Source organism: Nocardioides marinus, assembly GCF_013408145.1.
GTDB lineage: Bacteria > Actinomycetota > Actinomycetes > Propionibacteriales > Nocardioidaceae > Nocardioides > Nocardioides marinus.
This window is the reverse complement of the sequence record NZ_JACBZI010000001.1, coordinates 102,355-116,301: the sequence shown is the minus strand read 5'-3', so window position 1 is coordinate 116,301 and position 13,947 is coordinate 102,355. Positions and strand designations below refer to the sequence as shown.

Sequence of the window (13,947 nt, the reverse complement as noted above, 5' to 3'; positions counted from 1 at the left end):
ACTCCGCCCGTGCCCACAGGCTCCGAGCCCGACCCGACGCCGATCACCGACGGCGTCTTCTTCACCGTGCCCGACCCACTGCCCCGGGGGCGGCACCGCTTGCCCCGCTCGGAGGTCCTCGCCCGACAGCGCGACCGACTGCTCATCGCGGCGACCGAGCTGCTCGCCCACGGCGGACCCGGCGCCGTCGGCGTGAAACCGGTCTGCTCGCGCGCCGGCGCCTCCCTCGCCGCCTTCTACGAGTGCTTCGAGACCAAGGAGGACTGCATCTTCGCCGCCTACGACCGCTTCATCGCGGTCTTCATCGAGCGGCTGGTGGCGGTCCACGGGGAGGGTCGGACGTGGGAGGAGTACGTCGGGGCCGTGCTCGACTCCTATTTCGAGGTCCTCGAGCAGGACCTCGTGGTCGCGCGGGCCTTCCAGGTCGAGATGGACTCCCTGGGACCAGAGGCTCGCCGACGCCGGCGCGAGGCCCTGCACGGCCTGGGTCAGCTGCTGCACCAGAAGCACCGGGAGTGGGTGGGCACGCAGGGCGAGGTGCTGCCGGAGGCGGCCTACATCGCCGCGCTGTACGGGGTACGCCAGCTGGCCTCCGACGCGCTCGACACACCGACACCGGATCTGCCGGGGACCCGCGACTCGGTCGCGGTCTGGGTCAGCCGGGCGTTCGCCACCTGACCGGTCGCCCGCGACTCAGCCGAAGAGCTGGGCGGCCATCTTCTCGATCAGCGTGTGCAGGCCCTTGACCGGTCGCACCATCACGGTGAACTCGGTGATCCGGCCATCGGCCCCCCAGGTCATCATGTCGATCCCCTCGACGACGACCCCGTCGAGGTCGGCGGTGAACTGCAGGACCGCCGAGTCCTCGGCGTACCACTCGCGCTGGTAGGTCAGCGTCGGGCCGAGCACGACGAGGGCGGCCGAGAGGTAGGCCGTGGTCAGCTCCTTGCCGACCTGCGGCGCGTGCACCGCCGGGGAGCGGAACACGCAGTCCTCGTGCAGCAGGGCACCGAGCCCGGCAGGGTCGCGGGTGGCGGCGAGGGCGTGCCAGGCCTGGACGGTGCGGGGAGTCTCCACGGACCCGACCCTAGGCCCGGGCGACCTTCACCCGCACGCGGTGGAAGCCGTCGGCGCCCGAGGGGTACGGCGGTCGGCCGGTGCCGGCCTGGACGGTCCCGTCGCCCGCGCGGCACCGGACGGCGAGCTCGTGGGTGCCGGGCGCCAGGTCGAGCGGCGCCCGCCAGCGGCGCCAGGAGTCCGCACCCAGGTCGGCGGCCAGCTCGGCGGGCTGCCAGGGGCCGTCGTCGACGCGCAGGTCGACCCCGGCCACGCCGCCGTGGGCGGGGGCCCAGGCCACGCCGCTGACCTCGCCGCGTGCCTGGACCGGCACGGGTCGGCGGGGCAGCCGCGGGGGCATGCCGACGGTCCCGAGGGAGTCGATGCGGGCCATCATCGGCACGAGGACCGGCCCGCGCGGCCAGCCGCGGGCGACCCAGGTGGCGGTGACCGACCCGGTGGGGCGCAGCCGCAGCCCGGTGACCCACTTGGGTCCGCCGTACTGCCCCGGCAGGCCGGCGGTGAGCACCCGCGCCGGGTGGCCGTGCGCCGCGGTGAGCGGCCGCCCGCCCATCGCAGTGACGAGCCAGGAGCGGCGGGCGACGACGTCGGGCCACGGCAGCGTCATGACCAGCCCGTCGGCCCCCTCCATCACCAGGTCCAGCGAGTCGTCCGCGGCGTCCGGGACCGGCAGCCCGAGCGCGGCCAGCAGCTCGGGGACCGGGAGGCCGGTCCAGGACTGCTGGCCGAGACGGTCCCAGCCGGGACGGTTGTGGACGCACGCGAGGAGGGCCTGACGCTCCTGCCGCGGGAGGCCCGCGAGCCGGGCCGCGTCGACCACCGCACGGGTGCCGTCCGCGGCCTCGACCTCGAGGCGCCACCCGTCGGCGTCGATGACCGGCGCGCGCATCGTCACGTCGGTGACGTAGAAGTCCTCGACGGGGGTGACCAGCGGGGTGCTCGCCCAGCCGTCCGCGCCGTCGTCGGGGTCCGTGACGGGCGCTCCTGCCAGGTCGGCTCGCGCCTGCGGCTGCTGCCGCGCCAGGACGGCCCGAGCGGCGACCAGGGCCCCGAGGCCGACGCCCGCCTGCACGGCCGTACGCCGCCGATCGGACGACTCACCCGCCGGCGCCAGATGCCCGACCGCCGTACCCGCCGCGACCAGGGCACCCAGCGACTGCAGGCGCAGCAGCGGCTTGTCGGTGGTGCCCATCAGCTGCACGCCCAGCTCGATCAGCGGCAGCGGGGCGTGGTCGATGACGACCTCACCGAGGTCGTCCAGCACGCTGCGACCGCGCGTGGCCAGGGCCAGCTCCACCAGCCCGACGGCAGCGAGGGACCGGGCGGCGTGCCCGACGGGGACCGAACGCATGATCCGACCGGGGCCGTCAGCGACGCAGCAGCTTGCGGGCCGGCCCGCGCAGCGCGACGACGTAGAAGCCGGAGTTCCCGTCGGAGTACCAGACGTGGCGACGCCTCACGTCCCAGGCGGGTCGTGCCATCGCGAACGCCCCGACCGCGCTGGGCTGCAGGGTGCCGCTGCCGGGCAGGACCGGCTGGTTGAAGTAGGCGATCTCGCGCGGGCGTCGCAGGTTGGAGATGTCGAAGACGCGCAGGCCCGAGAGGATCATGGAGCAGGCCACGATCTTGGGGTTCTTGACGTAGGGGACCGAGCAGTAGTGGGCGGCATAGCCCTGCACCGGGATCAGCGCGCCGGGATCGAGCGCCTGCTCACCGCTGCCGAAGCCGGCCTCGTGGACGGCCAGGCGGATGTCGGAGACGACCTTCGGGCGCTTCGGGTTCTCGATGTCGATGATCCGTGCGGCGCCGATCTCGCGGTCGCCCTGGTAGTCGGCGTACTCGTCCGTCTCGAGCAGGTAGTGGCGCCCGCCGCGGGTGAACGGCTCGGCCGACTGCGGGATCGAGACGGTCTGCCACGTCAGGTCGGAGATCACGCTGACGTCGGGATCGGGGCGCCGGTCCTGCACCTCGGAGACGTCGAGCACCCGCAGGCCGGCGGTGCTCATGGCGCCCTGCGAGCCCCCCGTCACCGCGACGTACATCGTGCGGCCGTCCTTGGAGAGCCGCAGCCCGTGGTAGCGGACGCCGGTCTGCTCGAAGACCTGCACCGGCTCCCGCGGGTCGCTGATGTCGACGGCGGTGAGGTTGCCGCCGGTGGTGCCGGCGACCCAGAAGGTGCGGCCGTCACGGGTGAACCCGCTCTCGTGCCCGAAGGCCGCCGAGCGGGTCGAGGACAGCAGCTCGGGGCTGCGGCAGTCGGTGCCGACGTCGTAGAGGTCGACGATGCCGAGGTTGGTGGCGGGGTTGCCGAGCACGGCGGCGAGGATGCCGCGCTTCTTGTTGACCAGCAGCGACTCGTGCGGGCTCAACATGGCGGGCGAGGTCAACGTGGCGGTCTGCACGGGGTTGCGCGGATCGGTCATGTCCAGGGTGATGACACCGAGGCCCTCGACCGCGTTGAAGAGAACGTCGCGCGGGAAGAGCAGGGTGGAGTCGTAGTAGGCGCACGTACGTCCCGTCCGGTCCGTGTAGCGCTCGACCTTGAAGCCTCCCGAGGTGCCGTGGTGGGCGACCTGGGCCGCGTTGCACCGGTAGCCCTGTGCCGCCCTGCCCGACACGTAGTCGGCCAGCGCGACCCGCCCCTGCTGCGCGGTCTCGGGGAGGTCGTTCGCGCCCGTGCAGCGGGCCTGCGGCGTGGGGCGTGGCTCGAGGTCGGCGGCGGTCCCGAGGTCGGCGACGGCGAAGGTGGCGGTTCCGAGGACGAGGGCGGCCGTGGCGAGCAGCAGGCGCCGCGCGGCCGGGCGGGTGGCGGTCAGCACCGGTCGAGGCTACCGGGATCGTGTGACCGGCATCACCGATCCGCAGCCAGCGAGACGGGGACGGACGGTCCGCGAGCCCCCCGGGCGCAGCCGGCGAGTCGGCCGGCCACTGCCTGCGTCAGCCGCGGCGCATCGTCGCGAAGATCTCCCGCATCTCCTCCGAGAGCCACAGCAGCTCGACGAAGGGCACCCCGTGGGCTGCGCCGTCGAGGTAGGCGAAGCGCATCAGCCCGCCGGCCATCGACCCCTCCGAGAGCACCGGCAGACCCGCGGCCGCGACCGACGCGTCGACGTCCTCGGTCTCGATCGCCACGTGGTGCAGGCCGCCTGCCGGGTGCTCGGCGAGGAACTCGGCGTACAGCGACTCGCCGGCCAGGGGCTGGATCAGCTCGACCTGGAGGTCCCCCGCCCAGGCCAGGGAGACCAGCACCGTGAAGTCGGCCGGCGCGCCTCGGTGCGTTGCCTCGTCCGGCCCGAACCGGACCTCCCCCATCGACGTCCACGCGCCGACCCCGAGCGTCGTCGCGAGGAAGGACTCCGACGCGCTGATGTCGGGGACGACCCAGCAGACCTGGGCGATCGGACCTGGGGCGGTGTGCGTCACGGAGCCGACCCTAGGGCTCGGGCGAGCGGCCGACGAGCCGCTCGGACTCGGTGACGAACGTCGGCTCCTCAGGGATGCAGCGCGCCACGGCGCCAACCTAAGCGGGTTGTCGGTGCCGCGGTCGAGGGTGCAGGCATGGAACGCGAACGATGGGTCTGCGACTTCTGCGGCACCCGCGGCCGGACCGAGACCGGCCAGCCCAGCGAGACCGTGCTCTGCCCCACCTGTGGCGAGCCCGTGACGAGGGAGGGTGGGTGACCGTGCCGTACGCCGAGGTCCGGGTTGTTGCTCAACAGGTGGTTCCGGCCCGCGCCGAGCGCCTCGAGCATCTGGGCGACGGCGGTGTGTCGTGCTCGTCCTCGGCGCGTCCAGCGAGATGACCGGCGCTTGGACGAGCGCACCGCCGGGCCGAGAACAGCTCACCATCTCGGACTTTCGGTGAGCGCCGGCTTTGGAGGCCGTCGCCCGCAGCCGGTGCCGAGCAGGACCTCCAGTCGGCCCTGCCCCGGCCCCCACGACTTGGCGATCGACCCCACCTGCGACTACTGAGGACCGGCCGACCCCCGGCCTCATCACCCTTGAAAGAAGTGAAGGCCGAACCCACAGAACTGTGGGTTCGGCCTGTTCCGATGTCCTGAGACATCACATGGAGCCGCCTGTCGGAATCGAACCGACGACCTAGTCATTACGAGTGACTCGCTCTACCGACTGAGCTAAGGCGGCGCGCTGCCCGCGCGCGAGCAACCCGACGAAGTATAGGGAGCCCGTCGCGAGGCGCGAAAACGAGGCCCGGCCGGGTGGTGAGGGGACGTGTCGACGTGGGCAGGGTCGCGACATGAGCAGTACGTCGACCTCCGCACGTCACCGTGGCACCGACCGGACGTCAGGCCCAGCGGCCTGGTGGACGCTGATCCCGTTCCTGCTGGCCGTGGCGCTCGCCGCAGGCCTCGGTGGAGCGGCGTCGTCCTCGGCCGGTTCGGAGTACGAGTCGCTCGACCAGCCGTTCTTCGCGCCGCCGTCGTGGCTGTTCGGGCCGGTGTGGACGGCGCTCTACGTGGCGATCGGCGTGGCGGGGTGGCTCGCCTGGCGACGTACCGGCGTCGACGCGGCCACCGGGTGGTGGGCCGGGCAGCTGGTGCTCAACGCCGCCTGGACCCCGATCTTCTTCGGTGCCGGCGCCTACGGCTGGGCATTGGTGGAGATCGTGGCGCTCCTGGCGGCCGTCACGGTCACCATCACCATGTTCCGCGCCCGCAGCGGAGCCGCCGCCTGGCTGATGGTCCCCTACCTGGGCTGGGTCGCCTTCGCGACCGCCCTCAACGCGTCGATCTGGTGGCTCAACCGCTGAGGGGTCTCGACGCCCGCTCGTCGCTGACGCTCCTCACTGCTCGACCACCCGACCACCGGGACGTCAGACCACGCCCATCGCCAGCATCGCATCGGCCACCCGGACGAAGCCCGAGATGTTGGCGCCGGCGACGTAGTCGCCGGGGCGTCCGTACTCGTCGGCGGCACTCGCGCACCGCTCGTGCACCCCCGCCATGATGGCGCGCAGCCGCTCCTCGGTGTGCTCGAAGGACCACGAGTCGCGGGAGGCGTTCTGCTGCATCTCCAGCGCCGAGGTCGCGACACCCCCAGCGTTGGCGGCCTTGCCGGGCGCGAAGAGCACCCCCCGCTCGGCGAAGACGTCCACCGCCTCAGGGGTACAGGGCATGTTCGCGCCCTCCGCGACAGCGAGGATCCCGTGGTCGGCGAGCAGTCGGGCGGCATCGCCGTCCAGCTCGTTCTGCGTGGCGCACGGCAGCGCGACCTCGCACGTCACCTCCCACACCGACCCGCCCTCGACGAAGCGCGCCTTCGGCCGCTGCTCGGCGTAGTCGGAGACACGGCCTCGCTCGACCTCCTTGACCTGACGCAGCAGGGGTACGTCGATGCCGTCCTCGTCCACGACGTACCCACTGGAGTCCGAGCAGGCGACCACCTGCGCACCCAGGGCCGCGGCCTTCTCGATGGCGTAGATCGCGACGTTCCCCGAGCCCGAGACCACGACCCGACGACCCGACAGCGAGTGCCCGCGGGTGCCCAACATGTCCTCGGTGAAGTAGACCGTGCCGTAGCCCGTGGCCTCGGTCCGAACCTGGGAGCCGCCGTAGGCGAGGCCCTTGCCGGTGAGCACGCCGGACTCGTAGCGGTTGGTGATCCGCTTGTACTGGCCGAACAGGTAGCCGATCTCCCGACCGCCGACGCCGATGTCGCCGGCCGGCACGTCGGTGTACTCCCCCAGGTGGCGGTAGAGCTCGGTCATCAGCGACTGGCAGAAGCGCATCACCTCCGCGTCGCTGCGGCCCTTCGGGTCGAAGTCCGAGCCGCCCTTGCCCCCACCGATGGGCAGGCCGGTCAGCGCGTTCTTGAAGATCTGCTCGAAGCCGAGGAACTTCACGATGCCGAGGTAGACCGTCGGGTGGAAGCGCAGACCCCCCTTGTAGGGGCCGAGCGCGGAGTTGAACTCCACGCGGAACGCGCGGTTGACCTGCACCTGGCCCGAGTCGTCGGTCCACGGGACGCGGAAGATCAGCTGCCGCTCGGGCTCGCAGAGCCGCTCGATGATCGAGGAGTCGACGTACTCGCGGTGCTTGCGCACCACCGGACCCAGCGTCTCGAGCACCTCCAGGACCGCCTGGTGGAACTCCTTCTCCCCGGGGTTGCGCGCCAGGACGACGTCGTAGTGGGGAGCGATCAACGAGTCGAGGTCGGCCATGGACGCACTGTAGGCATCCGTGACCGACCTCGAGGGGTGGGGCCGCTCGGCGGCCCGGGAGGACGAGACCTCAGGCGGCGACCATGTCCCGGTCGTCGCGCGTCGCGCCGCCGCGGATCGCGGTCTGGGGGGCGCCGCACCAGCACTCGAAGGTGACCTGGGTGCCGGCGTCGGTGCGGGTGGCGCCCGTGATCATCGACGGGAAGATGAGCTGCGTGCGGTCGCAGGCGGTGCAGTCGTGGGTGAACATGAACATCGGGACCTCCTCGGAGTCTGATCGGGTGACGGGACAATCATGACTCGCCAGTAGGAACAGGGGTAGCCTGTCTTTCCAGCCGGTCCTCAAGGATTTCCCTATGCTTTCTGTACACCAGCTCACATGTTTCCTCGCCGCCTACGAGCACGGCTCGCTCACGCGCGCGGCCGAGCACCTCGGCTACGCCCAGCCGTCGGTGTCCGAGCAGATCCGGGCCCTGGAGAAGACCCTCGGCGTCGAGCTGTTCCGCCGGGTCGGTCGCGGAGTCGTCCCCACCACCGTCGGCGACACCCTGCGCCCGTACGCCGAGCAGGTCATCGCCTCCATCGACGAGGCCCGCCAGGCCGTGCAGTCGGTGAAGTCCTTCGAGACCGGGACGATCCGCTTCGGGATGTTCGGCATCGCCCGCCTGTACGCCGGAGCGAGCCTGATCGCCGACGTGCTCACCCGCTACCCCGGCGTCCGTGTCGAGCTGGTCGGGCAGAACTCCGCCGAGGTCATGGAGGAGCTGCGCCGCGGCCGGCTCGAGGCCGCCATGCTCGCCGTCTCCACCGTCGAGAGCGAGGGCATGGAGGTGATCCCCGTGGCCCGCGAGGAGCTCGTCTACCTCACCGCCGAGCCCGCCCGCCTCGAGACGCCCGTCACCGCGCACCGGCTCTCGCTCGCGACGCTGGTGATGTCCGAGACCACCTTCAGGGCCACCGACTCCACCCGCGCCACCCTGCGCCGGATGCTGCACGAGACCGGCCGCAACCCCGCGACCCGCATCGAGGTCGAGGACATCGAGACCGCCGTCGAGCTGGTCGGCCTCGGCCTCGCCGACACCGTCATCCCGTTGGGCGCCGCCCAGCAGCTCGTGCCGCGGCTCGCGCCGAACGCCGGCTGGGTCTCGCTGCGGCCGCGCCAGTTCGACACCTTCGCCATCGTGCACCGCAAGGGCGCCGTGCTCTCCCCCGCCGCACGCCTGATGATCGAGCTCGCCACCGCACGGATGCAGTCGATCGCCGAGGCCACCGCCTCGCGGCACCCGGCGACGCCCGCGACCCCGTAGCCTCCGAGAGCGCCCGGGAGGCGCATCGAGCACAGGAGGCCGCATGACCTGGGACGTCGTCGTCGTGGGAGCCGGCCTGTCCGGGCTCGCCGCCGCCCGCGCCGTGGCCGCGGAGGGCCGTTCCGTCGTGGTCGTCGAGGCCCGGGACCGGGTCGGCGGTCGCACCGAGGGCGGCACTCTCGAGGACGGGCAGTGGGTCGAGCTCGGCGGGCAGTGGGTCGGGCCCACGCAGGACCGGATGTACGCGCTCCTCGCCGAGCTCGGGCTGCGGACGGTGCCGACGTGGAACGACGGCGACATCGTGTTCGGCCTCGGGCGGCGTACCGGGCGGCTGGCGGGACGCAAGGGCGCCGTCCCCCGGCTCAACCCCGTCGCGCTGGCCGACCTCGCGCAGGGCGTCACCCGCTTCGGGCGGCTGGCGCGGCGCACCGACCTCGACGCCCCGTGGGCCACCCCCGGCGCCGACCGGCTCGACGGGCAGACGCTGGCCACGTGGGTACGCCGGAACCTGCGCACCCCGCAGGCACGGGCCTACTTCGAGCTCTACTCCGAGGCCGTCCTGGCCTGCCAGCCCGCCGACGTCTCGCTGCTGCACGCGCTCTTCTACACCCGCTCCGGCACCGACATGGACACGCTGATGGCCGTCGACCGCGGCGCCCAGCAGGACCGCGTCGAGGGCGGCTCGGTGCTGGTGTCGCAGCGGATGGCCGAGGAGCTCGACGTTCGACTCGGGCGGCCGGTGGCCGCGGTGGTGCAGGACGCGGCCGGGGTCGACGTGGTGACCCGGGACGGCGACCGCTTCCGTGGGTCGCGGGTCGTCGTGACGCTGCCTCCCACGTTGGCCGGCCGCCTTCGCTACGAGCCGCTGCTGCCGTCGCGGCGCGACCAGCTGACCCAGAAGCTCCCCGCCGGGTCGGTCATCAAGGTCTACGCCGTCTACCCCCGGCCGTTCTGGCGCGACGAGGGTCTCAACGGCCAGGCCGGCTCGGACCGGGGCCCGGTCAAGGTGGTCTTCGACAACACCCCGCCCGGCTACGACCGCGGCATCCTCATGGGCTTCCTCGAGGGCGCCGCCGCCCGTGAGTGGTCCGCGCGCTCGCCGGCCCAGCGGCGTACCGCCGTGGTCGAGTGCCTGGTGCGCTACTTCGGTCCGCAGGCCGCCGACCCGGTGGAGTACGTCGAGCGCGACTGGACGGCCGAGGAGTTCACCCGCGGCTGCTACGGCGCGCACTTCGCGCCCGGGGTGTGGACCGGCTTCGGCGACGCGCTGCGTGAGCCGGTCGGCCGCATCCACTGGGCCGGCGCCGAGTGCTCGCCGGTGTGGAACGGCTACATGGAGGGTGCCGTGCTCTCCGGCGAGGCCACGGCGCGGGAGGTGCTGGGGCTGCTGTGACGACCGCGCCACGCGAGGCCCGGCCCTAGGCTGGAGCCATGAGCGAGCCCGTCTCCGTCGTCACGACCTTCCTCGACGCCCTGGCCGCGGGTGACTCCCGCAGCGCGCTGGACCTGCTCGACGTCGACATCGAGTGGCGCAACACCGGCCTGCCGACGCTGCGCGGGCGCCGGGCCACCGGTGCCCTGGTGAGCATGGAGAAGCGTGGGGTGGGCTTCGGCTACACCATGCACGCAGCCGCCGCCGAGGGCGACGTCGTGCTCACCGACCGCAGCGACTGGTTGACCCTCGGGCGCTGGCGCGCGGAGTTCTGGGTGCGCGGCACCTTCACGCTGCGGCACGGCAAGATCGCCGTCTGGGACGACGCGTTCTCCATGGGTGGCTTCGCCGGCGCCTCGGCGCTGGGGCTGGTGCGGGCGGTCCTGCCGCGGTAGCCCGGGGGCAGTTTCACCACCCGGGTGGTGAAACACCCGCTGGTCTCACGGAACTCCGGTCGACAAGCGGCAGTTCCGGTCGACAAGTACGCGGCCCGCTGATCAGCAGGACGTGCGGTCGGCGGGGACGGTGCCCTCGAGCAGGTAGGCCTCGATGGCGGAGTCGATGCACTCGTTCCCGGAGTTGTACGCCGTGTGGCCATCGCCGTCGCGGCTCAGCAGCACCCCGCTGGCCAGCTGGTCGGCCAACGACTCGGCCCACTCGTACGGGGTGGCCGGGTCGCGCGTGGTGCCGACCACCAGGATGGGGGCGGCTCCCTCGGCCCGGATCTTCGGCGCCTCCTCGACGGCCCGGCGCGGGTCCCCCACGCAGCCGATGAGGCTCCAGGCGAACACCTCGCCCAGGGTCGGTGACGCCTCCTCGAAGACCGGGACCTGCTGGCGGATCTCCTCGACCGAGGCACTGCTCGGGTCGTCGAGGCAGTTGATCGCGTAGATCGCCTCCGCGGAGTTGTCGGAGTAGGAACCGTCGGGGTTGCGCGAGGCGTAGAGGTCGGCGAGGTCCATCAGCGCGCTGCCGTCGCCGTCGAAGGCGTCCTGCAGCGCCTGGGTCAGCAGGAACCAGTAGTCGCTGACGTAGAGCGGGGTGATGATGCCGTAGAAGGCGTTGCCGACGGTCAGCTCGCGGTCGCCCGCGGGCAGCGGCTCGGCGTCGACCTCGTCGAGGAAGGTCGCGATGCGCTCCAGCCCCGCGTCCACCGAGTCACCGAGGAAGCAGCCGCCCCCGTCGACGCAGTCGCCGACGTAGGCCTCCAGCGCGCGCTGGAAGCCCTCGGCCTGGCCCAGGGTCAACTCGCGCGAGGACGCCGCCACGTCGACGGCGCCGTCGAGGACGAAGCGGCCGACGCTCTCGGGGAACAGCTCGGCGTAGGTCGCGCCCAGCTTGGTGCCGTAGGAGGCGCCGAAGTAGGCCAGCTCGGACTCCCCCAGCGCCGCGCGCAGGACGTCCATGTCGCGGGCGGTCTCGACGGTCGTGACGTGCTCGACCAGCCCGTCGGAGCGCTCCAGGCAGCCGGCGAAGAAGTCCTCGAGGTCCGCTCGGGCCCCGTCGATCTCCGCCGGGGTGTCGGGGGCGGGGTCGATGGAGAGGAAGGCGTCGAGCTCCTCGTCGCTCACGCAGTCGACCGGGTCGGAGGAGCCGGTGCCGCGCGGGTCGAAGCCGACGATGTCGTAGCGCTGGTAGAGGGCCGGACGGAAGACCACGCCGGCGGCTGCGGCGTACGACGTGCCGGGCGCGCCGGGGCCGCCGGGGTTGACCACCAGCGAGCCGATCCGCTCGGCCGGACGGGTCGCGGGCAGCTTGAGCAGGGCGATGCCGACCGTGTCGCCGCCGGGGTCGGTGTAGTCCACCGGCACGGTGAGCGTCGCGCACTCGAGGTCGTCGTCGCGCTCGCAGGGGCTCCACTCCAGCTGCTGGCCGTAGAACTCGTCCAGCTCCGGGGACGGTGCGTCGGTGGCGCCCGGCTCCGGGGTCGTCGTCGGCGCGGGCCCGGAGGCACGCCCCGGCTCGTCGCCGCCGAAGAACAGGGTGAGCGCCACCCCGAGGCCGGCGAGCACCATGGCGAGCGCCACCACGGCGGCCACCACGCGGGTCGTCGTCGTGGACACGGTCTACCTGCTTCCCTCGGGCACCTTCAGCGCCACCATCATGGACTCCAGGGCCAAGGCCACCGGCACGTTGAACTCCAGCATCTGCTCGCGCGCCTCGAAGACCCACGCGATGCGCCGCAGGTTGAGCTCGGGGGTGGAGGTGCGCACGACCTCCTCGACGTCGGGGCGGATCTCCTCGTTGACCAGCTGCCCCGGCGCCCGGCTCGCCAGCGCGATCGCGTCGCGGTAGACCGAGACGAGGTCCATCAGGCTGCGGTCGACCACGTCGAGCACCCGGCGCTTGGCGCGGCGCTTCTGGTCGTCGGTCATCTCGCGCAGGGCGGAGGCGTACTCCCGCGGCCGGCGCCCCTTGTCCTCGTAGCCGAAGGCCCGGTCCAGGTCGGCCTTCTCGCGCTGGTCGAGGTCGGTGGTGATCGCCTCCGCCTCCTCCTTGGCCACCTCGGCGAGGTTGGTGGCGGCCTGCATGCAGGCCCCGATCGTGGTCAGCCGCGCGGGCAGCGAGACCACCTCGCGGCGCCGGTTGCGGGTGGCCTCGTCGGTGGCCAGCGCCTTGGCCCGGCCGATGTGGCCCTGGCTGGCGCGGGCGGCGTACGACGCCAGCGACTCCGACACGCCCTGCCGGCGCACCAGGAAGTCGGCCACCTCGGGCGCGGTCGGCGTGGAGAGCGAGACCAGCCGGCAGCGGCTGCGGATCGTGGGCAGGACGTCCTCGACGGTCGGTGCGCACAGCACCCAGATCGTGCGCGGAGCAGGCTCCTCGACGGCCTTGAGCACGGCGTTGCCCGAGGAGTCGTTGAAGCGGTCGGCATCCTCGACCACGATCACCTGCCAGCGGTGGCTGACCGGGCTCATCGCCGACTTGCGGACCATGTCGCGGGCGTCCTTGACGCGGAACTGCACCGACTCCGTGGACACCCGGGTCACGTCGGGGTTGGAGCCGGCCAGCGTGGTGATGCAGGCGTTGCAGCCGCCGCACCCGGCGGCTGGGCCGGGACCGTTCTCGCACTGGAGCGCGGCGGCGAAGGCGATCGCCGCGTTGGAGCGGCCCGAGCCCGGGGGCCCGGTGAGCAGGAAGGCGTGGGTCATGCCCTGCCCGGACGCCGCGGCACGGAGGGTCTCGATGACCGGCCTCTGGCCGACCAGGTCGTCCCAGACGCTCACAGCAGGGCCTCCACGCGGTCGCGGATCGTGGCGGCGATCTCCTCGATCGGGGCACGCGCGTCGAGCACGAGGTAGTGGTCGGGGTCGGCCGCGGCCATCGTCGTGAACGCCTCGCGGACGCGCTGGTGGAACTCCAGCGACTCCCCCTCGATCCGGTCGCGTCCCTCGAAGCGGCCCAGGCCCGCCGACGGCTCCAGGTCGAGCACGACCGTGAGGTGGGGGCGCAGGTCGCCGGTCGCCCAGCGGGCGACGTCCTCGACCTCGGCCACGGGCAGCGTGCGACCGGCGCCCTGGTAGGCCAGCGTGCTGTCGACGTACCGGTCGGTGATCACCACCGCGCCCCGTGCCAGCGCCGGCAGCACCACGGTGTCGACGTGCTCGGCCTTGTCGGCGGCGTAGAGCAGCGCCTCGGTGCGGTCGGACAGCTCCCCGGTCTCGGGGCTGAGCACGATGCGCCGCAGCTCGCGACCCACCGCGGTGTCACCGGGCTCGAAGGTCAGCACCACCTCGTGACCGGCCGCCTCGAGGTGCTCGCGCAGCAGCCGCGACTGCGTGGACTTGCCCGAGCCCTCGCCGCCCTCGAAGCACACGAAGACGCCGGTGTCGGTCCACCGGCCGGGCCAGGTCGTGTGCCGGGTCATGGGGTGAACCTACGGGGCGGTGGGGACAGCGGCGAGCCGGGGGCGGCCGGGTGCGGTGAGGTTCATCGGCGGCCCGATGAAC

The 13,947-nt window shown here is 72.7% G+C and carries 15 protein-coding genes and 1 tRNA gene; 6 read left to right on the top strand and 10 right to left on the bottom strand.

All coding sequences use genetic code 11. The annotated features are described in order from the left end of the window. The first annotated feature begins 9 nt into the window (after window positions 1–9). Window positions 10–678, top strand: coding sequence for a TetR family transcriptional regulator (locus tag BKA05_RS00590; RefSeq protein WP_218842188.1), 669 nt, complete (start codon window positions 10–12; stop codon window positions 676–678). A 15-nt stretch (window positions 679–693) separates the two neighbouring features. Here BKA05_RS00590 and BKA05_RS00585 read toward each other — a convergent pair whose 3' ends face one another. From BKA05_RS00585 to BKA05_RS19315, 4 genes are all read right to left on the bottom strand, one after another. After that, on the bottom strand, window positions 694–1,077 hold the full coding sequence (locus BKA05_RS00585) for a nuclear transport factor 2 family protein (RefSeq protein ID WP_179529692.1): 384 nt from the start codon (window positions 1,075–1,077) through the stop codon (window positions 694–696). Between the two features lie 10 nt (window positions 1,078–1,087). Further along, window positions 1,088–2,428 (bottom strand): molybdopterin-dependent oxidoreductase, encoded by a 1,341-nt coding sequence (locus tag BKA05_RS00580; protein WP_179529691.1) that lies wholly within the window; start codon window positions 2,426–2,428, stop codon window positions 1,088–1,090. A gap of 16 nt (window positions 2,429–2,444) precedes the next feature. Continuing rightward, window positions 2,445–3,896, bottom strand: a complete 1,452-nt coding sequence (locus tag BKA05_RS00575; RefSeq protein WP_179529690.1) for an LVIVD repeat-containing protein — start codon at window positions 3,894–3,896, stop codon at window positions 2,445–2,447. 118 nt (window positions 3,897–4,014) lie between these two features. Next, window positions 4,015–4,500, bottom strand: coding sequence for a VOC family protein (locus BKA05_RS19315; RefSeq protein ID WP_218842186.1), 486 nt, complete (start codon window positions 4,498–4,500; stop codon window positions 4,015–4,017). Window positions 4,501–4,635: 135 nt separating this feature from the next. Between BKA05_RS19315 and BKA05_RS19925 the strand changes: the two genes are divergently transcribed. Continuing rightward, entirely contained in the window at window positions 4,636–4,758 is a 123-nt protein-coding gene (locus BKA05_RS19925; protein ID WP_281364554.1) for a hypothetical protein, read from the top strand. Window positions 4,759–5,147: 389 nt separating this feature from the next. Here the strand turns inward: BKA05_RS19925 and BKA05_RS00565 are convergent. Next, window positions 5,148–5,223 (bottom strand) — tRNA-Thr (locus BKA05_RS00565). Between the two features lie 112 nt (window positions 5,224–5,335). On the opposite strand from BKA05_RS00565, the gene BKA05_RS00560 reads away from it, so the two are divergent. Next, entirely contained in the window at window positions 5,336–5,848 is a 513-nt protein-coding gene (locus tag BKA05_RS00560) for a TspO/MBR family protein (RefSeq protein WP_179529688.1), read from the top strand. A gap of 63 nt (window positions 5,849–5,911) precedes the next feature. Here the strand turns inward: BKA05_RS00560 and gdhA are convergent, their stop codons facing one another. Together gdhA and BKA05_RS00550 are read right to left on the bottom strand one after the other, a co-directional pair. Next, on the bottom strand, window positions 5,912–7,258 hold the full coding sequence (gene gdhA / locus BKA05_RS00555; protein WP_179529687.1) for an NADP-specific glutamate dehydrogenase: 1,347 nt from the start codon (window positions 7,256–7,258) through the stop codon (window positions 5,912–5,914). A 70-nt stretch (window positions 7,259–7,328) separates the two neighbouring features. Continuing rightward, the gene (locus BKA05_RS00550) at window positions 7,329–7,514 is read right to left on the bottom strand and encodes a hypothetical protein (RefSeq protein WP_179529686.1); all 186 of its coding nucleotides are present in this window, start codon (window positions 7,512–7,514) and stop codon (window positions 7,329–7,331) included. A gap of 100 nt (window positions 7,515–7,614) precedes the next feature. Between BKA05_RS00550 and BKA05_RS00545 the strand changes: the two genes are divergently transcribed. Genes BKA05_RS00545 through BKA05_RS00535 form a run of 3 tightly spaced genes read left to right on the top strand, consistent with a single transcriptional unit; the run spans window position 7,615 to window position 10,392 of the window. Next, window positions 7,615–8,565, top strand: a complete 951-nt coding sequence (locus BKA05_RS00545) for a LysR family transcriptional regulator (protein ID WP_179529685.1) — start codon at window positions 7,615–7,617, stop codon at window positions 8,563–8,565. A 43-nt stretch (window positions 8,566–8,608) separates the two neighbouring features. Continuing rightward, window positions 8,609–9,958, top strand: a complete 1,350-nt coding sequence (locus BKA05_RS00540; protein ID WP_179529684.1) for a flavin monoamine oxidase family protein — start codon at window positions 8,609–8,611, stop codon at window positions 9,956–9,958. A 38-nt stretch (window positions 9,959–9,996) separates the two neighbouring features. After that, the gene (locus BKA05_RS00535) at window positions 9,997–10,392 is read left to right on the top strand and encodes a limonene-1,2-epoxide hydrolase family protein (protein WP_179529683.1); all 396 of its coding nucleotides are present in this window, start codon (window positions 9,997–9,999) and stop codon (window positions 10,390–10,392) included. Between the two features lie 102 nt (window positions 10,393–10,494). Here BKA05_RS00535 and BKA05_RS00530 read toward each other — a convergent pair whose 3' ends face one another. From BKA05_RS00530 to tmk, 3 genes are read right to left on the bottom strand one after another with little or no spacing between them, the layout of a single operon-like run. Continuing rightward, window positions 10,495–12,060: an alpha/beta hydrolase gene (locus BKA05_RS00530; RefSeq protein WP_343045455.1), complete on the bottom strand. Its 1,566-nt coding sequence runs from the start codon at window positions 12,058–12,060 to the stop codon at window positions 10,495–10,497. A gap of 3 nt (window positions 12,061–12,063) precedes the next feature. Continuing rightward, window positions 12,064–13,224 carry a DNA polymerase III subunit delta' gene (locus tag BKA05_RS00525; RefSeq protein ID WP_179529682.1) on the bottom strand — a complete coding sequence of 387 codons (1,161 nt, stop codon included), beginning with the start codon at window positions 13,222–13,224 and terminating at the stop codon, window positions 12,064–12,066. After that, window positions 13,221–13,865, bottom strand: a complete 645-nt coding sequence (tmk, locus tag BKA05_RS00520) for a dTMP kinase (protein WP_179529681.1) — start codon at window positions 13,863–13,865, stop codon at window positions 13,221–13,223. Before tmk ends, BKA05_RS00525 begins: the two co-directional genes overlap by 4 nt. Window positions 13,866–13,947 lie beyond the last annotated feature (82 nt).